Annotated in this window: 16 protein-coding genes; 13 read left to right on the top strand and 3 right to left on the bottom strand. The window is 58.4% G+C overall.

From position 1 onward, the window contains the following. Positions 1 to 65 precede the first annotated feature (65 nt). The 6 genes from IEX44_RS06105 (at position 66) to IEX44_RS06080 (ending at position 5,723) form a co-directional block, all read left to right on the top strand. The gene (locus IEX44_RS06105) at positions 66 to 890 is read left to right on the top strand and encodes a Rossmann-like and DUF2520 domain-containing protein (RefSeq protein WP_188690259.1); all 825 of its coding nucleotides are present in this window, start codon (positions 66 to 68) and stop codon (positions 888 to 890) included. A 76-nt stretch (positions 891 to 966) separates the two neighbouring features. Next, on the top strand, positions 967 to 1,944 hold the full coding sequence (gene cysK, locus IEX44_RS06100) for a cysteine synthase A (RefSeq protein ID WP_188690256.1): 978 nt from the start codon (positions 967 to 969) through the stop codon (positions 1,942 to 1,944). 89 nt (positions 1,945 to 2,033) lie between these two features. Then, positions 2,034 to 3,050 carry a YheT family hydrolase gene (locus IEX44_RS06095; RefSeq protein WP_188690251.1) on the top strand — a complete coding sequence of 339 codons (1,017 nt, stop codon included), beginning with the start codon at positions 2,034 to 2,036 and terminating at the stop codon, positions 3,048 to 3,050. Positions 3,051 to 3,065: 15 nt separating this feature from the next. Beyond that, entirely contained in the window at positions 3,066 to 4,421 is a 1,356-nt protein-coding gene (locus IEX44_RS06090; RefSeq protein WP_188690248.1) for a phosphomannomutase/phosphoglucomutase, read from the top strand. Between the two features lie 27 nt (positions 4,422 to 4,448). Then, on the top strand, positions 4,449 to 5,306 hold the full coding sequence (nadC, locus tag IEX44_RS06085) for a carboxylating nicotinate-nucleotide diphosphorylase (protein ID WP_188690245.1): 858 nt from the start codon (positions 4,449 to 4,451) through the stop codon (positions 5,304 to 5,306). A 165-nt stretch (positions 5,307 to 5,471) separates the two neighbouring features. Continuing rightward, positions 5,472 to 5,723: a hypothetical protein gene (locus IEX44_RS06080; RefSeq protein WP_188690242.1), complete on the top strand. Its 252-nt coding sequence runs from the start codon at positions 5,472 to 5,474 to the stop codon at positions 5,721 to 5,723. Positions 5,724 to 5,738: 15 nt separating this feature from the next. On the opposite strand, the gene IEX44_RS06075 is transcribed toward IEX44_RS06080, so the two are convergent. After that, on the bottom strand, positions 5,739 to 7,313 hold the full coding sequence (locus IEX44_RS06075; RefSeq protein ID WP_188690240.1) for a methyl-accepting chemotaxis protein: 1,575 nt from the start codon (positions 7,311 to 7,313) through the stop codon (positions 5,739 to 5,741). 344 nt (positions 7,314 to 7,657) lie between these two features. Between IEX44_RS06075 and IEX44_RS06070 the strand changes: the two genes are divergently transcribed. From IEX44_RS06070 to dxs, 3 genes are read left to right on the top strand one after another with little or no spacing between them, the layout of a single operon-like run. Next, on the top strand, positions 7,658 to 7,894 hold the full coding sequence (locus IEX44_RS06070; RefSeq protein WP_188690238.1) for an exodeoxyribonuclease VII small subunit: 237 nt from the start codon (positions 7,658 to 7,660) through the stop codon (positions 7,892 to 7,894). 17 nt (positions 7,895 to 7,911) lie between these two features. Next, positions 7,912 to 8,778, top strand: a complete 867-nt coding sequence (locus IEX44_RS06065; protein WP_188690235.1) for a polyprenyl synthetase family protein — start codon at positions 7,912 to 7,914, stop codon at positions 8,776 to 8,778. A 12-nt stretch (positions 8,779 to 8,790) separates the two neighbouring features. Further along, on the top strand, positions 8,791 to 10,635 hold the full coding sequence (gene dxs, locus IEX44_RS06060; RefSeq protein WP_188690232.1) for a 1-deoxy-D-xylulose-5-phosphate synthase: 1,845 nt from the start codon (positions 8,791 to 8,793) through the stop codon (positions 10,633 to 10,635). 66 nt (positions 10,636 to 10,701) lie between these two features. Here dxs and proC read toward each other — a convergent pair whose 3' ends face one another. Continuing rightward, positions 10,702 to 11,499: a pyrroline-5-carboxylate reductase gene (gene proC / locus IEX44_RS06055; protein ID WP_188690228.1), complete on the bottom strand. Its 798-nt coding sequence runs from the start codon at positions 11,497 to 11,499 to the stop codon at positions 10,702 to 10,704. An 859-nt stretch (positions 11,500 to 12,358) separates the two neighbouring features. Here proC and trhP point away from each other — a divergent pair. Continuing rightward, complete coding sequence (trhP, locus tag IEX44_RS06050) at positions 12,359 to 13,633, top strand: prephenate-dependent tRNA uridine(34) hydroxylase TrhP (RefSeq protein WP_188690226.1); 1,275 nt, start codon at positions 12,359 to 12,361, stop codon at positions 13,631 to 13,633. Between the two features lie 11 nt (positions 13,634 to 13,644). On the opposite strand, the gene IEX44_RS06045 is transcribed toward trhP, so the two are convergent. Beyond that, positions 13,645 to 14,151 (bottom strand): hypothetical protein, encoded by a 507-nt coding sequence (locus IEX44_RS06045; RefSeq protein WP_188690223.1) that lies wholly within the window; start codon positions 14,149 to 14,151, stop codon positions 13,645 to 13,647. A gap of 153 nt (positions 14,152 to 14,304) precedes the next feature. Between IEX44_RS06045 and IEX44_RS06040 the strand changes: the two genes are divergently transcribed. The 3 genes from IEX44_RS06040 (at position 14,305) to IEX44_RS06030 (ending at position 19,461) form a co-directional block, all read left to right on the top strand. Continuing rightward, positions 14,305 to 15,021, top strand: coding sequence for a hypothetical protein (locus IEX44_RS06040; protein ID WP_188690220.1), 717 nt, complete (start codon positions 14,305 to 14,307; stop codon positions 15,019 to 15,021). A gap of 167 nt (positions 15,022 to 15,188) precedes the next feature. Continuing rightward, a complete protein-coding gene (locus IEX44_RS06035) occupies positions 15,189 to 16,181 on the top strand; it encodes a Gfo/Idh/MocA family protein (protein ID WP_188690217.1) in 993 nt (330 codons plus the stop codon). 349 nt (positions 16,182 to 16,530) lie between these two features. Beyond that, complete coding sequence (locus IEX44_RS06030; protein WP_188690215.1) at positions 16,531 to 19,461, top strand: sensor domain-containing diguanylate cyclase; 2,931 nt, start codon at positions 16,531 to 16,533, stop codon at positions 19,459 to 19,461. Positions 19,462 to 19,473 lie beyond the last annotated feature (12 nt).

Genomic DNA, 19,473 nt, shown 5'->3' with positions numbered 1-19,473 from the left:
GGTTTGCCTGGCGCGGACAGCAGCGTAACATCCGGCCAGTGTCATTTTTTTTACCAATTGCTGTCATGTTGCTTCCTCAATTGAATGTGATCGGCCCCGGCAGGCTGGGGCAAACGCTGGCGCGGCTCTGGCATGAACGCGCCAGCGTACGTGTGGCTGACCTGCTGGCCCGCGATTGCGCCCACGCCCGCGCCGCGGCTGACTTCATTGGCACCGGCCGTGTAGCCGGTTGGGATGATCTGGCACCGGCCGCCATCACGCTGATTGCCACGCCGGATGACGCGATTGCTGGCGCTGCAGGCCGGTTGCGGGCGCACGTTCGGCCTGGTGATGTGGTGTTCCATTGCAGCGGTGCATTATCGAGCGACCTGCTTGCGCCGCTGCGCGCCGGTGGTGCCGTCGTCGCCAGCGTACACCCACTGTTTTCATTCGCTGATCCGGTGACGGCCGTCACCGGTTTTACGGGTACATGGTGCGCGGCCGAAGGCGATGCAGCGGCGCTGGATATCCTCTTGCCGCTGTTTGATGGTATAGGCGCACAGCGTTTTACGATGCCGGCATCCGGCAAGTTGCTGTATCACGCCGGTGCCGTATTGGCGTGCAACCATCTGGTCGCGCTGATGGAAACCGCACTGCGCAGCATGGAAGGCGCGGGCGTGCCACGAGAAGCGGCGTGGTCTGCGCTCAAACCGCTGATTGATGGCACACTGGCGAACCTGGATCGGGTTGGCCCTGCGCAAGCGCTGACCGGCCCGGCTGCCCGTAATGATCTGGGTATCATCGCGCAGGAAATCGCCGCCACGACTCAACTTGATTCCGCTACGGGCGCAACCTACAAGGTGCTGACGGACGTGGCGTTGCAATTGGCGGCCCAGCGCCGCAAATCATGAATGACTGCCCTGGCTGGTGGCCGGGGTATTGAACCCATTTATCACCCTGTTACCCTGGTTTTTAACGGAGACACGCATGGCTCACTGGTTTGAGAACAACGCGCTGGCCATCGGCAACACGCCGCTGGTGAAACTTAACCGTATTACAGACGGCGCACCGGCCACCATTCTGGCCAAGGTGGAAGGTCGTAACCCGGCGTATTCGGTCAAGTGCCGGATCGGCGCGGCGATGATTGCAGATGCCGAGCAACGTGGTCTGTTGGGTGCGGGCAAAGAACTGGTAGAGCCCACCAGCGGCAATACCGGGATCGCGCTGGCGTTTGTGGCTGCTGCCAAAGGCATTCCGCTGACCCTGACCATGCCGGAAACCATGAGCCTCGAACGCCGCAAATTGCTGGCCGCATTCGGCGCAAAACTGGTGCTGACCGAAGGTGCCAAGGGCATGAATGGCGCCATTGCCAAGGCCGAAGAGATCGTCGCGTCTGATCCGGGCAAGTACGTCTTGCTGCAACAGTTCAAGAACCCGGCCAACCCGGCAGTGCACGTGGCCACCACCGGCCCGGAAATCTGGAATGCCACAGACGGCAAGGTCGATATCCTGGTCTCTGGCGTAGGTACGGGTGGCACCATTACCGGTGTATCGCGCTACTTTGAACAAGAGCGCAAACAACCGCTGCATTCGGTCGCTGTCGAGCCGACCAACAGCCCGGTGCTGACGCAAAAGCGCACTGGTCAGCCGCTGCAACCCGGCCCGCACAAAATCCAGGGGATCGGTGCAGGCTTCGTACCAGACGTGCTGGATCTGTCGCTGATTGATGATGTACAGCAAGTCACCAATGAAGAGTCTGTTGAGTACGCCCGCCGCCTGGCGCGTGAAGAAGGGTTGCTCTCGGGTATTTCGTCCGGCGCTGCGGTGGCTGTGGCTGTGCGTCTGGCCAAACTGCCAGCGAATGCAGGCAAAACCATCGTTGTGATCTTGCCGGACTCGGGGGAGCGTTACCTCAGCTCCATCCTCTTTGAAGGCATGTTCGACGATAAGGGCATTGCCATCTGATGTATCGACCCGGGCCCGGCCTGCTGCCTCCTGGCGTGCGGGTCGGGGCTGGCCTTGAACCTGCTTCTGCCTTGTCCTAGCCTTCGTCCATGTCCCGCCGTCTTTCTGTGCCTGAGTTTATCGAATACCGCGCGCCGTCCTGGCTGCCTGGCGGTCACCTGCAAACCTTGTATCCCGCTTTGGCACTCGGTCACCGTGGCCCACAGTTTCGCCGCGAAACCTGGGATACACCCGACGACGACCAGATCGCCATTGACTGGCTGGATGGTGCCGCAAACCAACCCCTGCTAGTGTTGTTTCACGGGCTGGAGGGCAGTTCGCGCAGCCATTATTCGCTGTCTTTGTTTACGGCTGCCCAGGTGGCCGGGTATCGGGGGGCAGTCCCGCATTTCCGCTCCTGTGGGGACTTTGACAACCGCTTGCCGCGCGCCTATCACGCAGGGGATTCAGTCGAAATTGACTGGGTCTTGCGCCGTATCCGGCAACAAAATCCGGGCGTACCGGTCTTTGCGGCCGGTGTATCGCTGGGGGGCAACGCGCTACTGAAGTGGTTGGGCGAGCAGGGCGATGAAGCTTGCAAGGTGGTCGATGGCGCCGCAGCCGTTTGTGCGCCGCTTGATCTGACCGAATGCGGTGCAGTACTGGACAAAGGGCTGAACCGCCAGATTTACACGCGTGAGTTCTTGCGCACGCTGAAAAAGAAAATGAGTGTGAAGCTGCGGCTCCACGCCGATGTCCACATCGACCAGAACGCGATCCGCCGCGCGGTGACGCTGCGCGAGTTCGATGACCTTGTCACCGCACCACTCCATGGTTTTCGGGATGTCGACCATTACTGGAGTGCAGCGAGCAGCAAACCGCATCTGAAAGGCATTGCCGTGCCAACTTTGATACTTAACGCAAAGAATGATCCCTTCGTTCCGGCGCATATTCTGCCCGTGCAGAGCGAGGTCTCCGGTGCAGTGACCCTGCTGCAGCCCGCCACAGGGGGTCATGTCGGGTTTGCTGACGGCATGCCGCCGGGGCAATTGACCTGGTTGCCACGCACATTGCTCACATTTTTTGATGCTCATCTGCGGGCTCACAAGGCCACGCAGAATCCCTGATCAAGGAGTTCCAGTATGTCCCGCATCGATCGCAGCTTATTCAAAGCCTACGACGTCCGCTCTACCGTAGACAAACTCACGCCAGAGGCCGCGTATTTGATCGGCCGTGCTGCGGGGACCATGGTGGCGCGGGCGGGGCACACTTTGTTTTCAGTGGCACGAGATGGTCGCCTGTCGAGTCCGGACCTGGCTGCCGCGTTGACACGTGGCTTGATTGATTGTGGCCTCACCGTACTGGATCTTGGTCTGGCGGCGACACCGGAGATGTATTACTCAGCGCTCTACAAGTCCGAAGGCTGCGGTGCCGTGGTGACTGGCAGTCACAACCCACCTGACTACAACGGTATCAAGATCATGGAAGGCGGCGTGACGGTTGGTGATGGCCGTCTTGCCGGGCTGGCTGACCTGATTGAAGCCGATGATTTTGTGAACGGCCAGGGGAGCGTGAAGTCGCTGGATATAGCGCCTGAATATATTCGGGATCTATGCGAACAGAACCGGCTGGCAAAGCCGCTTTCGATCGTGATTGATTGCGGTAACGGGGTTACCGGTGCCAGTGCGCCACGGCTTTATGAGCAATTGGGTTGCACCGTGCATGGCCTGTTTACTGAGGTCGATGGCCATTTCCCCAATCACCACCCTGACCCGCAAGTGGTGGCCAACCTGGTTGATCTGCAAAAGGCGGTCATCAGTACTGGTGCGGCTGTCGGGTTGGCGTTTGACGGCGATGGCGACCGACTTGGCGTGGTGACCCGGAGTGGGCGCATTGTGCCGGGCGACCGGATACTGATGCTGTTTGCCAAAGCTGTGCTGGATGCCCATCCGGGCGGCCATGTGCTGTATGACGTCAAATCAACCCGCGCGGTCTCGGTGTGGGTCGAGCAGCTGGGCGGGACCAGCGAAGTCATCGCCGTGGGTCATACCCACATGAAAAAGCGATTGAAAGAAACGGGTGCACTGGTAGCCGGTGAGTTATCGGGCCACCTGGCGTTTGGACAATGGAAGTTTGACGACGGCATGTATGCGGGCGCGCGCATTGTGCAGATGATCGCCGCCGGGGTTGACCTCGATGCGCTGCTCGACAGCATGCCGCAGTTCATTTCGTCACCGGAAATTCAGGTACCAGTGCAAGAAGGCGGCCATGCCGTCGTTGCGCGTATTGCCAGGCAGGCAACGTTCCCGACGTCTACCAGCCTGATCACCGTAGACGGCTTGCGGATTGAGTACCCGGACGGTTTTGGATTGATTCGCGCCTCCAACACCACCCCCGTATTGACCCTAAGGCTTGAAGCCGAAAACGCGGCCGCGCTGGCCCGGATTGAACAGGAAATAAAAACGGCCATCGCACCGCTGCCCTGGCCGGTACAATAAGCACTTTTGCAACCAGGAAAGTGCCGCATGACCGCTCCTTTGTACCCGGCTTTGCCCGCCCGCCACGTGATTGCTGCCAATGTGGCTGCCGCGCTGGCAGAAGACATCGGCCAATGCGACTGGACCGCGCAATTGATCCCCGCCGGGCGCCCAGGTGTGGCGACGGTGATCGCACGCGAAGACGCCGTGATCTGCGGGCAGGACTGGTTTGAAGAAGTCTATCGCCAGGTTGACTCCGCCAGCCGGGTGATCTGGCAAGTGGCCGAAGGTGATCTGGTCGCCGCCAATACAGTGCTTTGCCGGATTGAAGGCGAGGCCCGCAGTTTGCTGACCAGCGAGCGCTCGGCGCTCAATTTCCTGCAGTTGCTCTCAGGTGTCGCGACTGAAACGCGGTGTTATGTCGATGCTATTGCCGGTACGCAAGCCAAAGTGTATGACACCCGCAAGTCGGTGCCGGGTTTGCGTCTGGCGCAGAAATACGCGGTGAAAGTGGGGGGCGGCGAAAACCAGCGGATTGGCTTGTACGATGGCATCTTGATCAAGGAAAACCACATCATGGCTGCGGGCAGTATCGGCGCTGCGCTCAAGGCGGCACGAGAACTGGCACCATCGCACGTCACCATCCAGATCGAGGTAGAAAACCTGGATGAGTTGAATGAAGCTTTGCATGCCGGCGCAACGTCAGTCCTGCTGGATAACATGACTCTGGCCGATATGCGTATTGCCGTTCAGTCTTCGCGTGACAAGGCGGTGCTGGAGGCATCGGGTGGTGTTGATCTGCAGCACATTCGCGCCGTTGCAGAAACGGGAGTGGACCGCATTTCCGTCGGCAAGCTCACCAAGGATGTCCGCGCGATTGATTTGTCGATGCGTTTTGCGCTGTAAATGCCATTGATCCGCGTCAAGGTGTTTTGAGAAAAACGGAGCCCGTGCGGCTCCGTTTGGCATTGTGTGCGCAAAAATGCTCACAAGTAGCTGATTCTTTTGTGAGAAACGGTTTCGTCAATTTTACACAAGTATCCGTTTGCGTTCTCTTATCGGATATATCCTATGCGCTCTTTGCACGTGGACGAACTCATGGAAACAGAAGACGCAAACTGGCTGGATTACTACGTAGACTGGCTGGAATGGGCTGAGGACAACCTCGCGGCCGGCAGCCAGCCACAAGACGTCATGCAGATCATGCTGCAGGGCGGCGTACCGGCGGGTGTTGCGCAACGGTTGATGGAGTCCACCGGCATCGCGCCGGCAGGCTTGATCAACGACGATTGGGCACAGGAAGAAATCCGCGTTCTGCATTGACCGCAGAACGCTGCATCAGAAGCGGAACCCGGTCAGCTGTTGTTCCATGCCATCGGCCACGCCGGCCAGCGCGCGCATCTGGCCCAGCATATTCTGGGTGCGTGTAATGCTTTGACCCGCGCTTGCCCCGATGCCTGACAGCCGTTGGTTGATAGCCTCCGTCGCGCTTCCTTGCTCTTCTGTGGCAGAGGCAATGCCTTCCATCATGCGGCTCACCTGTTCGGCGGCCTGACTGATTCGTTCCAGCGCCGTCGCGACAATGGCGCCATCATCCCGACACTGTGCCACGCGTTCATTGGCTGCCGCCATGGCGGTCAATGTCGCCTGAGTGCGGGAATCCGTGTCGCTGAGTATCGTGCGGATGTTCTGGGTGGCGTTGGTGGTATCCAGCGACAATTTACGTACTTCATCAGCCACCACGGCAAAACCACGGCCACTCTCACCCGCGCGGGCTGCTTCGATGGCTGCATTCAAAGCCAGGAGATTGGTTTGCTGTGCAATTTTTTCGATCACGCTGGCAACCCGGATGATGTCCTGTACTGAACCTGCCAACGCATGCATGGCCTGATCCGTAATCGCAAATTCTTCGCCCAGCGTTTGCAGGCGGAGCAGTGAAGCTTCGCCGGCCTGATGGGCATCATCGACGGCTTGTTGCGTGGCGTGGGCAATCTCACCCGCTTGCGCGGCTTGCGTACCCATTTGCAGGGCCGCTTCGCGCAGGGTGCTGCTGCTATCAACAATGTCCCGCAAATGGTGGGTTTGTTCACTGGCATCGCCATGAATGGCCTGGGCCAGTTGGGTTACCGCTGCTGCGTCAGTGCGTGTGGACTGAGCCGCGCTACGTGCTTCGCGCAGCGTACCGGCCAGTTGATCCAGAAAGTGGTTGAGTGCCGTGCCCAGTTCGCCAATTTCGTCTTTGCCTGCAGGCATCCGGTGCGTCAGATCGCCCGTCTGCAATTGCTGGCTGACACTGTTCATACTGCGCATGCGCTGGCTCAATGTGCGGGAGAAATACAACTGGCTGGCGACGATCAGCAAGCCCGTCAGTATCAGCGGGGCCAGTGTGGCGGCCAGCAATTGCCGGACATGGCTGTCAATGGTGCCGGTCGCCTCCTGACCCGCTTTGCTGGCCCTGTCGCGCAGGGTTTCAACTGTGGCGAGCAGGGGTTCCAGTTCGTTATGCCAGGCCTGGTCCGGTATGTTGAGTGCATCCTGGGGGCTGGTGGCGGCAATCTTGATGGCACTTTGGTACTGCTGCACAAAGGCGGACCAATGACCTTTCAGGCCGCCTTGCAGGGCATCGGCCTGGTCATGCACCAACGCACTGGTGACGTGTTGTGCATTTTGCATAACCTCGGTATTGGCGGCATCCAGCTGTGCCTGGGCATGTTCGCTCAGTGGGTCCAGTCGGGAGATCGTCAGCATGGTTGCGCGCATATCACCGAGCTCTGCCACGGTGTCCTGGGCGCTGCGATAACGGGCAAAGTCCCGTGAGAGGCCGGATGTCTTGAAAGCTAACCAGCCGGCAAGGCAGATCAGCACCAGAACGGTAAATACGCTGACCAGTTTGAGCTGCGCGGCAATTTTCATGGCTTGCTTTCCACAACGGTAAAAATCGCAGGCAGCTTATTGCTTTTTTGTTACAGCGGTGTGACTTGGTAAGTCCGCGTATTTAATTGTTTTTTCAGGATTCAGGTGTTATGACGCGTGAATTTTTAATTGCCAATTCTGTAAGAAATGTTGCAAAGCAACAAAAAACGAGCTAGATCAATGAGTAACAACATCTAGTTGATGTGCTTTGCCCGGGAAGTCCAGATAGACCTGCTGCATGATCAGGGCAATGCGCTTGCCCAAGGCAACAGTCATCTGCCTGTCATTGACGCCAAACCCGCCAATACGCTATGTTCGCTGGATTTTCCGCCGAGTTTTGCACCATGCCCAAAACAGTCAAACAGCCGGAGAATTTTGAAGCCGGCTTTGCCGAGCTGGAAGCACTGATTGCCCAGCTGGAATCTGGCAACCTGGCACTGGAAGCCTCGCTCGCGGCCTGGCAACGCGGTCAGGAGCTTTTGCAATATTGCGAAAGCAAACTGGCCGACGCCGAACGCCAGCTCAAGGTCCTGGAAGGGGACCGCCTGCAGACCCTCAAAGTGGATGGGGATCAAGCTTGACCGACTTCAAGGATTGGATGCGCGACGTTCAGACGCGCATGGAAAATACGCTCGATCAGTTTCTGCCGCCGCTCTCGCACGCGCCTTCGCGCCTGCATGACGCCATGCGCTACGCTGTCCTGGATGGCGGCAAGCGCGTGCGGCCTTTGCTGGTCTATGCCGCCGGAGACCTGGTCAAAGCCAGTGAGCCCTGTATGGCCGCGGCTGCGGCCGCTGTGGAAATGATCCACGCCTACTCGTTGGTGCATGATGACATGCCGGCGATGGACAACGATGTGCTGCGCCGTGGCAAACCCACCGTTCATGTCCATTTTGATGAGGCCACTGCGCTCTTGGCGGGAGACGCACTGCAAGCGCAAGCATTTGATGTTCTGGCGCACGCACCATTTGCCCGCGCCGCAGACCAGGTCGCCGCGATAGCCAGCCTGGCGCGTGCCTCGGGCAGCCTGGGGATGTGTGGCGGACAAGGCATTGATCTGTACAGTGTCGGCCAGACACTGACTCTGCCAGAGCTTGAATTGATGCATATTCTCAAGACGGGCGCGCTGATCCGTGCCAGCGTCATCATGGGCACGCATTGCGGCGAGCCCATGAATAGCGATGAACGCGCGCGGCTGGATCATTTTGCCAAATGCATCGGTCTTGCCTTCCAGGTGATTGATGACGTACTGGATGAAGAATCCGACACGGCCACGCTGGGCAAAACGGTCGGCAAGGATGCCGCCAATCACAAGCCGACGTATGTGTCCTTGCTGGGCCTGAAGGGCGCAAAGGACAAGGCCGCAGAACTGTTGAACGAAGCCCGTGCCGCGTTAAAGCCATTTGGCGAACGAGCCGCCCGTTTGCAGGCACTGGCGGACTTCATCGTCGAACGCCGCAGCTAAAAGAACATAGTCATGACAACATTGCTCGATCAAATCAATCTGCCGGCCGATCTGCGCGCCCTGAACAAGGATGACTTGCCGCAAGTGGCGGGCGAGTTGCGCCAGTTTCTGCTGGACTCTATCAGTACCACCGGTGGCCACTTTGCCTCCAATCTGGGCGCGGTTGAGCTGACCATCGCGTTGCATTACGTCTTTAACACGCCGTATGACCGGATCGTGTGGGATGTAGGCCACCAGAGCTACCCGCATAAAGTGCTGACCGGCCGTCGTGACCGGATGGGCACCATGCGCCAGCAAAACGGTCTGGCGGGCTTTCCCAAGCGTGAAGAAAGCGAGTACGACACGTTTGGCGTAGGCCACTCCAGTACCTCAATCGGTGCTGCGTTGGGTTTTGCAGAGGCTTCAAAACTGCAAGGTGAAAACCGCAAAGCGATTGCCATTATCGGCGACGGCTCCATGACTGCTGGCATGGCGTTTGAGGCCCTGAACAATGCGGGCGACCGGGATGTCGATCTGCTGGTGATCCTCAACGACAACGAGATGTCGATTTCACCCAACGTAGGTGCGTTGAACAACTACCTGGCCAAGATGCTGTCGGGCAAGTTCTACAACGGTTTTCGCAATGTGTCTGGCCGCATGCTGGACAAGGTGCCACCACTGCGTGAATTGGCCAAGCGTAGCGAAGAACAACTCAAGGGGCTGTTCACGCCCGGTTTGCTGTTTGAAGAGTTTGGTTTCAATTACATCGGCCCGATTGATGGCCATGACATCGACACGCTGGTCACCACGCTGTCGAACATCAAGAAGCTGTCGGGCCCGCAGTTTTTGCATGTGGTGACCAAGAAAGGGCAGGGCTACAAGCTGGCTGTGGCTGACCCGGTCAAGTATCACGCGGTCACCCCGTTTACGCCGGAAAACGGCATGACTGGCAAATCTGGCAGCAGCAAGCCCAGCTTTACCCAGGTGTTTGGTGAGTGGCTGTGCGATATGGCTGCCAAAGACGAGCGCCTGGTCGGCATTACACCCGCCATGCGTGAGGGTTCGGGTCTCGTGAAGTTTGCCGAGCAATTCCCGGACCGTTATTTTGATGTGGGCATTGCCGAACAACATGCTGTGACGTTTGCGGGCGGCATGGCCTGTGAGGGTGTCAAGCCGGTGGTGGCGATTTACTCGACCTTCCTGCAGCGTGCCTATGACCAGTTGGTCCACGATGTCGCCCTGCAGAACCTGCCGGTCGTGTTTGCCATTGACCGCGCCGGTTTGGTCGGTGCGGATGGCCCGACACATGCGGGTTCGTTTGATTACTCGTTCCTGCGGTGTATCCCCAATATGGCCATTCTGGCCCCGGGTGATGAAAACGAGTGTCGTCAAATGCTCTACACCGCCTTCTTGCACGATGGCCCGACGGCCGTGCGTTACCCGCGCGGTAGCGGTATTGGCGCGACAGTCGAACCAGAGATGACCGCTTTGCCTTGGGGCAAGGGCGAAGTTCGCCGCAAGGGCAGCAAGGTCGCGATTCTGTCCTTTGGTACCCGTCTGGGCGCTGCGCTGCATGCAGGTGACGCACTGGATGCCACTGTGGCCAATATGCGCTTCGTGAAGCCGCTGGACGACGCGCTGTTGGCAGAACTGGCTGCCAGCCACGATCTGATCGTGACGGTAGAAGACAACGCCATCATGGGGGGGGCGGGCAGTGCGGTGCTGGAATCACTCAGCGCACAGGGTATCCAGGTTGACACGCTGTTGCTGGGCCTGCCGGATAGTTACGTTGAACACGGCGAGCAGAACAAACTGCTGGCTGATTGCGGGCTGGACGGCGCGGGCGTGGAAGCGGCAATCCGCAAGAAGCTGGGTTGATTCAGCGGGATGTACGCAAACAAAAAACCGGGACATGTCCCGGTTTTTTGTTGTCATGCCCGGCAATCACTTGCCTGCGAGCACTTTGGTCCGGGCCATGCAGGCGCTGACGGCCTCTATCAGCGTGCTGCGCAGTCCACCCGCTTCCAGCGCAGCAATAGCAGCAATCGTCGTGCCGCCTGGTGAGCACACCTGATCTTTCAGCTCTGCCGGATGCCGGTTGCTATCACGCACCAGCTGCGCCGACCCCATGACCGCCTGGCTGATTACCCCATAAGCCTGCTGGCGCGGCATGCCGTGCTGCACGGCGGCATCCGCCAGGGCTTCGATGATTACACAGACATAAGCGGGTAGTGAGCCTGCTACGGCGGAGAACACATCAAACTGGGACTCCTCAATGAACATTGCCCGGCCGAAGCTTTCAAAGATGCTTTGTGCGGCGGTGCGTTCATCTGCGGATACGTGGGTCGATGCACACAGCGCGCTCATTCCCTGGCCAATCTGCGCCGGGGTGTTGGGCATGCTGCGTACCACTTTGGCTTGCTCGCCAGCATGGCGCTGTACGCGTTCAATGCTGTAGCCGACAGCTACGGTCACAAGCACGTGACGCGGCTGCAGTAGCGGGCGTAGCTGCGCCAGCATGGCGTCATAACCTTGTGGCTTGACGCCCACGACCAGGAAATCTGCCAGGGCCGCAATCTCAGCCAGCGAATCAGACGGGACCACGCCCCATTTGTTCTGCAGGTCGATCAGCTTGCCATGGCTGCGGTTGTAACCATGGATTTCCCATTCCGGGTGCATATGCTTGATGCCGGCGATCATGGCGCCTGCCATGTTGCCAGTACCGATAAATCCGATCTTCATGGTGGAGAAAACCTCGTTACGGTTGCTGGGCAAATGACTATGTTAACCGCCTGCCATGGCGATGGCATGTGTGATTGCGTACAGGGGGTTGTGCACAACCTGGGTTTATCCACTGCGGGCCATGAACAAGTTTGTGCGCGCGGTGTGGGTAAGTGCCTTATCAAGCTGATTTGAAAGATATAAACCCCGCTGCCTGCAAAATGGTCAGCCGCCTTGCTGCCAGCATCTGGGGGTTATCCCCGTTTTGTGTGGTTTGCTATGTGAGGCGCTTGTGGATAAACCACCCAGCATGCTGAGTCATAAGGTTTTTTAAGCGCTGATCAAAAAACAGGCAAACGCCATAAGGAGGGGGTCGGATGGGTAAAACCGGTGCTTCGGGTGTTTTGCCGCGGAGTAGAAAAAGCGCCCTAAGGCAGGCCTGGCGCGCTTTTCCACGGATTTACCGGAACAACCATGTTGGTGATCTGTGGACAAGCGACTCAAGTCTTTGACACAGAACGCGCTTTTCTTGCTGACTGAAAAAGAGGCAACGATCGGGGGTTTTACACAAGTTGCGGGCACAAGATTGTGTATGCCCTGTGGACAACCCTGCCAAGTCCTTGTCTGCCATGGTATTTACTGTGGCTGTCTGTTTTTTAAGCAACCTGGCTGGATATTTCTGCGCTGTGCGTAGCCGACATCATGGGGTGTGGACAGGCATGAGTTTTCCACGCAAATACCAGAACAAGCTTGTGTGCGTGTTGTGGATAGTCAATATAACCGATTGTTTTTAAGGAATTTTTACCCGCTGATTAAAAGAAAGGCAGTGCGGCTGCAGTTTATAATTGCGGGTTCCCTTTCGTCCTGACCGGACCCCGTCATGCGCCATGCCCCTGAGTTGTTATTGCCTGCCGGCAATCTTGCCAAACTGGACACCGCGTTCGATTTCGGCGCGGATGCCGTCTACGCCGGTCTGCCCCGGTACAGCCTGCGTGCGCGCAACAATGACTTCCGGCTGGAGCACCTGGCGCAGGGCATCGAACGGGCCCACTCACGTGGCAAGCAATTGTTCGTGGCGGCCAATGTGTTGCCCCACAACGCCAAGGTCAAAACCTTCCTTGCTGATATGGCACCAGTGCTTGCCATGAAGCCAGATGCGCTGATCATGGCGGATCCTGGCCTGATCATGCTGGTTCGTGAAGCCTGGCCCGATATGCCTGTGCATTTGTCAGTGCAGGCCAATACCGTGAATTACGCGGGAGTGAAGTTCTGGCAATCATTGGGGCTGACCCGCGTCATTCTTTCGCGCGAGCTGGGGCTGGAAGAAATTGCGGAAATCCGCCAGCAATGCCCGGATATGGAGCTGGAAGTCTTTGTGCATGGCGCGCTATGCATCGCGTATTCGGGCCGCTGTTTGCTGTCAGGCTATTTCAACCACCGTGACCCCAATCAGGGCACTTGTACCAACGCGTGCCGGTGGGACTACAAGATCCACGCCGCAGGCGAGAGCGCTTGTGGGGGCGTGCCGCGTCATGATGCTGCTGAAACGGAGTATCTGCTCGAGGAGCCCGGCCGTCCTGGCGAATTGATGCCGATCATCGAGGATGAACACGGCACCTACATCATGAATTCCAAAGACCTGCGCGCGGTAGAGCATGTGGCGCGGTTGGTGGACATTGGCGTGGATTCACTCAAGGTCGAAGGGCGTACCAAGAGCGCGTACTACGTGGCACGCACCGCACAAGTGTACCGCCGGGCGATTGATGATGCGGTCGCCGGCCGGGCGTTTGATCCGGCCCTCCTGGCTGATCTGGAGGGTTTGGCGAATCGTGGCTATACCGATGGATTTTTGCAGCGTCATCACAGCCAGGACACGCAAAACTACTTGCACGGACATTCGCAATCACGACAAAGCCAGTATGTCGGTGAGGTCCTGAATGTGGTGGATGGCTGGGCGCAGATTGATGTTAAAAACCGCTTTGCAGTGGGCGACCAGCTGGAAATCATTCACCCCTCCGGCAATCAGGTCATTGAACTGAGGGCGATGCGGGATGGTGACGGTCTGCCGGTGAGCGTTGCGCCTGGCAATGGCGTGGCTATTTCCATCGAACTACCCGCTACGCTCAACAAGGCGCTGATCGCTCGCTTGTTCTGACTGCCTGAGCGCTAACGGACCGCAGCAGGGGCTGGCTGGCTTGCAATGATCTCAAGCGGGCCGCACTGGGCTGGTCCCAGTTTTCGGCATTCGTCATTGGCCTGGACAAGGGCGCCAGGGTTGGCCTCACCCAGCCATGGTTGCAGGGCAGCGACCGCGGTGGGTGAACTGCGCGTGCCAAAGTCCATGTAGAGATCAAGACGCTGGCACCAGAATGATTTGATGCTTTGCGCCGGGTTGCCCATGCGTTTTAGCTGCTCGCGAGTGGGCGGGGCCGAAGGCGCGCGCTCGCCCCGGAAATCTGCGACCACCTCTGGCTGCGCCATATGCCAGCGTTGCCAGTTGGCCTCAATGGCACTCGTCGCTTCCGGATAGGTTTGCTCGCAGTCGGCCTTGATCGCGCGTCCCATAACGTAGGTATAAAGCGCCATGTTCTGTGCGGAAAGCGGGGCAGGTGCCGCAGCACCGGCAAAGCTGGCTGTGCTCAACAACCAGAGGGCAATCAGACTGCGCATCATGGTGAGATCCGGGCGGTTTGGCGAATGAGCGGGGAGTGTAGAACGCAAATGTGACTGCTGGATTGAGGGCTTTTTGCCGCGCCGCTGACTGGTTCACTTCGGCTGGACGAGCGGTTTGGTTATCATGGTTGTCTGACAGACAAGGAGACAACCATGACTCATCGCGCCACAGACCCGAACGGGCACGGAATCCAGAGCGCGGAATGGTTCCGGCAAACCTATGGCGAGAACGCTACGGGGCGCTGCGAAATCTGCGAAGCTGAACTCGTGTTGCGCGTCGCACACCCACCGCACACGATGACGCACTTTGCCCACAAGGCGGGTAGCCGCTGCAGCTCGCTGGAGCAATATCGTCACGCCGTATTCAATCTCAAGCCGTCCGCGCTGGATCTGGAGAACGGCAAGCGCCTGCGTGCATGGGCGCTCAAAGAGTTATATCCCATTTATCTGAAAGCGTACTCACTGTCTGGCCGCAAGCTGGCCTGGGGCGATTTTCAGCGTGCACTGATTGATGCCAATACCCGCGGCATCTTTGATTACGCCGGGCTGCAGGCCCATTACTTGCCTTACCTGTTGCTGTGTCTTTATCCAGAGCGCTTTCACGACAAAACCACCTACGACGCCATTGATGCTTACTTCGTGCTACCCGCCGGCATGAAGCATCTGGATGATTTGTGGAACAAGCCTGGCGAGGTCAAACAAACCATCTGGAAGGTCTCGCACATCACCCGCCAGTCGCGTCGTGGCGCACCCAAAGCGGTGGAGATGTTTACGGAGGTTGAAGCCATCGCCATGGACGACGCGCCGTTTTACATTCCCGCCTGGGTTGCCTCGGCCCAAGCCAAGCTGGAACCCTTGCTGGCCTTCTGATTCATCGATTGCGGCAGGGGCGTTTGACCTGCCGCAATTCTTTGTGCAGCCCGGGTCAGGTGTTGTACTTACGTCTTAACCCTTATACGTCTTTTGCTTCCTGTCGGTGGGCCGCGTAACGTAACGCAAAACTCTTATTACATACCCGACTCGCAGGAAGAAAATCCATGTCTCACCCCGTCAAGCTGGGGCTGATCGGTTGCGGCGTTGCGGCGCGCGAACTGCATTGGCCGGCCCTGCAGGCTGCTGCCGAGGAAGTCGAACTGGTGGCTGTGTGCAATCGCACCGCGCAGAAGGCCCAGCATTTCTCTGCCATGGCCGGTGGCGTGGACTGGTATGTTGGCTGGGAAGAATTGCTGGCGCGACCAGATATTGAAGCGGTCGATATTGTCTTGCCGGCAACTGAAAACCTGCTGGCTACACGGGCAGCGCTCAAAGCCGGCAAACATGTGCTCGTCGAAAAACCCCTGGCCCCCACCGCCGAGCAAGCGCAAGCCATGCTGGATCTGGCGCAAGCGTGGCCCGATCGCGTGACCATGGTGGCAGAAAACTTCCGCTATGCCGCGGTGTTCGAGCGTATGCGCAACTGGCTGGATTCTGGCGAAGCCGGACGCCCGTACGCGCTGAACTGGAATGCCATGATGCTGATGCGCGAAGACAACCGGTATATTTCAAGCGGCTGGCGGGCTTCAGAGGCATTTCCTGGTGGGCTGGTGCTTGATGCTGGCGTGCACTACATGGCGGTGGTTCGTGATTTGCTGGGCGACATCACCCGGGCCACGGCCAGCCCCAGCCAGATCAACCCGCATCTGGGCCGGTATGACGGTGCTGCGTTTGCTTTGCAAACGGCTTCGGGTGCGACGGCCAATATCAATCTGTATTTCTCCGTTGCTGCGCATAGCGAGTGGCGTCTTGTGCTGTTGGCCGAAAAAGGCAGCGCGACCTACGACGGCCGCACATTGATCATCACTGACGCCAGTGGCAAAGCGCGCGAATGGCGCCGTGATGATGATGATGGCTATGCAAGCGAGTTGCGCGCCTTTACCCGTGCCATTCGCAGCGGCAAGCCGGTCTCCAGCAGTTTCGCGGCCGGCTGGCGCGATATGCTGCCGATCGTGCGCACAATGGCTGCGCCAGGCGAATGGGTGGATCTGCGCTGAAAGCCTGGCAGAGCCTGTGGACATGACTGTGGATAAGCTGTCGACAAGCCGGTATGGATTGTGGACCAATGCGTGAGGATGACGGCCTGCCATACCGGTCAGGAGAGGATGTCTTCGCACGACCTGGCCGCAGCGCTGCATGTTTTCTATGATGAACAGGTCGATGGCCCCTGGCCTGGCGGCTGGCAACAGGTAGCGCATACCATTGCGACCCCTTGGCGCTGATCGGCCGGGACGTCAAGTCTTGCAAGAAAAGCGCGACACTCTGCCCGGTCGGGATTGCCAAACCGGTGATCCCCCGTGAAGATGCACTTATCTGTCAGTCAAAGCTCACACCTGGTATCCGCGCATGAGTAGCAAACCTGCCTGGGCAGACACATTGCCGGGCGTCCCCGAGGAAGCTGCCTCGATCTGCCGGTCGCTGTTGCAACAGCGCACGCTGGCCGGGATAGCGGCTTGCCTTGAAGCTGATAAAACCGTCTGGTTACAAGGGGACTGGGCCTGGTTTGTACACCGTGACGACGTCTGGCAGCAGATTGCCGGGGTGGATGATTTTCGCGTTTTTGTAGACGCGCTGCATTACAAGTACCCGCACAAAGCCATCAAGGATCTCGACGGCCAGGCGTTCTTCACTGGCGATCCACTGCGCCCGGATGGCTGCCTGATTGTGCGCGGCCAGGTCGACCATTTTGTGGCGATGTGCGCGGCCGAGGTCTTTGGTCGCTCCATTCTCAGTCGCCACGCAGATCATCTGCAAAAAATCACCGAAGCCGTGATCCGCCTGGCTGATCTGGCGGCCAGTGAAACCCAGCTTGATGTGTTCCTGCCGCAAGTCCATGAAGTGATTGGCACGCTGATTGATGCCGAGAATTTCTTCGTTGCCCTGTATGACCCGGTGCGCCAGACGCTGCGTTATCCTTATTTCGTCGATACGCTAGATGAAGACCTGCCTGATCCCAACGAGGACCTGCCGTTTACGCCAGATGAAATCACGCTCACGGGATGGGTGATCCGCAACGCCGAACCGTTGTTGATTGACCGTGACGGTATTTTGTACCGCCAGCGCACGGGTAGTCTCGGGGGCGAAGGCCCGGTCGCAGAGTCCTGGATTGGTGCGCCGTTGCGCTCAGCCAATGGTGAAGTGATCGGCATGATTGCCGTACAGACTTACCGCCCCGGCTACCGTTACGATGCCGACGATCAGCGTTTGTTCCTGTTGACCGCCCAACACGTGGGTCTGGCGCTGGAGCGCTTCCTGCGCAAGGCGTGGCTGGAAACCGAAGTCTCTCGTCGCACCGAAGAATTGCAGCAACTGAACACGCGGCTGGTCTCCGAAGTCCAGGAGCGCGAGCGTGGCGAAGCGTTGCAACACGCTTTGTTCCAGATTGCCGAACTCTCGTCGCGCCCGATCGAAATGGCCGATTTTTATGGTCAGATCCACGCCATCATCAGCACGCTGGTCTATGCCAAAAACTGCTTCATTGCGTTGCATGATGAAGAAACCGACATCGTCAGTTTCCCGTATTTTGTCGATAGTCTGGAAGATACGCCCGCTCCACGCAAAGCCCAGCGTGGCCTGACTGAATATGTGATTCGTCAGCGCAAGCCCGTACTGGTGAACCGGACATGGGCCTCTGATCTGGCTCGGGCCGAAGAGATTGACCCGCGGTTTTTGAACCGTGACGACAACTTCACCTGGTGGCTGGGCGCCCCGCTGTTTGAGAACGACAACGTCTGCGGCGTGATCGTGATCCAGATTTACGAGGGTGAGATCGAGTTTGGTGATACCGAAGTGGCGCTGATGACCTTTGTCTCGCATCACATTGGTACGGCACTGGCGCGCAAACGTGGCACCGACCGTTTGCATGCGGCCTATCTGGAACTGGAAAAACGGGTGACGGAGCGCACCAAAGATCTGGACTCCGCCAACCTGCGCCTGCAATACGAAAACCGGCATGACACGCTCACCGGCATCGCCAACCGCAATTACTTCATGCATGAACTGGACGCAGCCTGGCGTGGCTTTGGCGTGTCAGAAGAACCCTTCGCGGTGATTTTTGCCGATATGGATCGCTTCAAGCACATCAACGATACCTTCGGGCACATCGAAGGCGACGCACTGCTGATTGAAGCCACGCGGCGTATCCAGTCCTGCCTGCGCGAGAATGACCTGCTGGCGCGCCTGGGTGGCGACGAGTTTGCAATTTTGCTGCCGGGTGTGCGTGATCCTGCCGCGGCAACGACGGTATCGCAACGCATTCTGGATGCCTTTGATCATCCGATTCTGCTGGCGCGACAATCCATCTTTGCCAGTTGTTCGCTTGGCATAGTCATGGCCGAGCCGCAGTTACACCAGACCCCGCAAGATTTGCTGCGTGATGCCGATGCGGCCATGTATATGGCCAAAGCCCGTGGTCGCGACGGCTATGTCCTGTTCACCGGAGACCTGCGTGAACAGGCCGGTGACTTGCTTGAGCAAGAAACCCGTTTTCGCAACGCGCTCAAGGGGCAGGATGCCATCGTGCCGTTCTTGCAACCCATTGTGGATTGCAAAAAAGGGGAGGTCGTGGCCTTCGAGGCACTCATGCGCTGGCGTTGGCGTGACGGCAGCTGGACCATGCCAGCGCAACTGCTGGCCGTGGCCGAGAACACCAAGCTGATCACCCGGCTGGATTACTACATGCTGGACTGGCTGTGCCGCTGGCTGGCCTCTGTGCCAGACTCCTGGCCACCGATTCACCTGAATTGGTCGGGTCTTTCGCTGGTACAGCCAAACTGCGCGCAGACTATTCTGGACCGCATGCGCTCGTTCGGTATTCGCCCGGAGCGGCTGCAAATTGAAGTCACCGAAGGGGCGCTGGTCGCTGATCCCGTCCAGGCCAACTACACCATGCAGGCGTTGCAAAGTGCCGGTGTGAAGGTGGTGCTGGATGATTTCGGCACGGGCTATGCCTCATTGTCTTATCTGCATCACTACCAGTTTGACGCCATCAAGATCGACAAGAGCTTTATGCTTTCGCTGGACAGCGATCCCAAGAGTGCCGCCATTGTGCGTTGCGTGATTCAGCTGGCGCAGGCCATGAATCTGGAAGTGGTGGCAGAAGGTGTAGAAACACTGGGTACTGCCGATCAACTCCGCGCCATGGGTGCGACCAAGCTGCAGGGCTTTTTGTTTGCCCGCCCGATGCCCATTGGCGACATTGACCTGGACAAACTGGCGCAGGATATCCAGGGCACTTGCGCCAAAACCTGGGCGCTGGATCTGGTGGAAGTGCGTTAGCGCGGACTTCCG

Source organism: Silvimonas amylolytica, from assembly GCF_014645555.1.
GTDB lineage: Bacteria > Pseudomonadota > Gammaproteobacteria > Burkholderiales > Chitinibacteraceae > Silvimonas > Silvimonas amylolytica.
This window is presented reverse-complemented; position numbering and strand designations above follow the sequence as displayed.

What these genes read in the sequence shown, in the direction of transcription:
- IEX44_RS06105 (WP_188690259.1), top strand. Translation starts at nt 66, where the DNA reads ATGTTGCTTCCTCAATTGAATGTGATCGGCCCCGGCAGGCTGGGGCAA.
- cysK (WP_188690256.1), top strand. Translation starts at nt 967, where the DNA reads ATGGCTCACTGGTTTGAGAACAACGCGCTGGCCATCGGCAACACGCCG.
- IEX44_RS06095 (WP_188690251.1), top strand. Translation starts at nt 2,034, where the DNA reads ATGTCCCGCCGTCTTTCTGTGCCTGAGTTTATCGAATACCGCGCGCCG.
- IEX44_RS06090 (WP_188690248.1), top strand. Translation starts at nt 3,066, where the DNA reads ATGTCCCGCATCGATCGCAGCTTATTCAAAGCCTACGACGTCCGCTCT.
- nadC (WP_188690245.1), top strand. Translation starts at nt 4,449, where the DNA reads ATGACCGCTCCTTTGTACCCGGCTTTGCCCGCCCGCCACGTGATTGCT.
- IEX44_RS06080 (WP_188690242.1), top strand. Translation starts at nt 5,472, where the DNA reads ATGCGCTCTTTGCACGTGGACGAACTCATGGAAACAGAAGACGCAAAC.
- IEX44_RS06075 (WP_188690240.1), bottom strand. Translation starts at nt 7,313, where the DNA reads ATGAAAATTGCCGCGCAGCTCAAACTGGTCAGCGTATTTACCGTTCTG.
- IEX44_RS06070 (WP_188690238.1), top strand. Translation starts at nt 7,658, where the DNA reads ATGCCCAAAACAGTCAAACAGCCGGAGAATTTTGAAGCCGGCTTTGCC.
- IEX44_RS06065 (WP_188690235.1), top strand. Translation starts at nt 7,912, where the DNA reads ATGCGCGACGTTCAGACGCGCATGGAAAATACGCTCGATCAGTTTCTG.
- dxs (WP_188690232.1), top strand. Translation starts at nt 8,791, where the DNA reads ATGACAACATTGCTCGATCAAATCAATCTGCCGGCCGATCTGCGCGCC.
- proC (WP_188690228.1), bottom strand. Translation starts at nt 11,499, where the DNA reads ATGAAGATCGGATTTATCGGTACTGGCAACATGGCAGGCGCCATGATC.
- trhP (WP_188690226.1), top strand. Translation starts at nt 12,359, where the DNA reads ATGCGCCATGCCCCTGAGTTGTTATTGCCTGCCGGCAATCTTGCCAAA.
- IEX44_RS06045 (WP_188690223.1), bottom strand. Translation starts at nt 14,151, where the DNA reads ATGATGCGCAGTCTGATTGCCCTCTGGTTGTTGAGCACAGCCAGCTTT.
- IEX44_RS06040 (WP_188690220.1), top strand. Translation starts at nt 14,305, where the DNA reads ATGACTCATCGCGCCACAGACCCGAACGGGCACGGAATCCAGAGCGCG.
- IEX44_RS06035 (WP_188690217.1), top strand. Translation starts at nt 15,189, where the DNA reads ATGTCTCACCCCGTCAAGCTGGGGCTGATCGGTTGCGGCGTTGCGGCG.
- IEX44_RS06030 (WP_188690215.1), top strand. Translation starts at nt 16,531, where the DNA reads ATGAGTAGCAAACCTGCCTGGGCAGACACATTGCCGGGCGTCCCCGAG.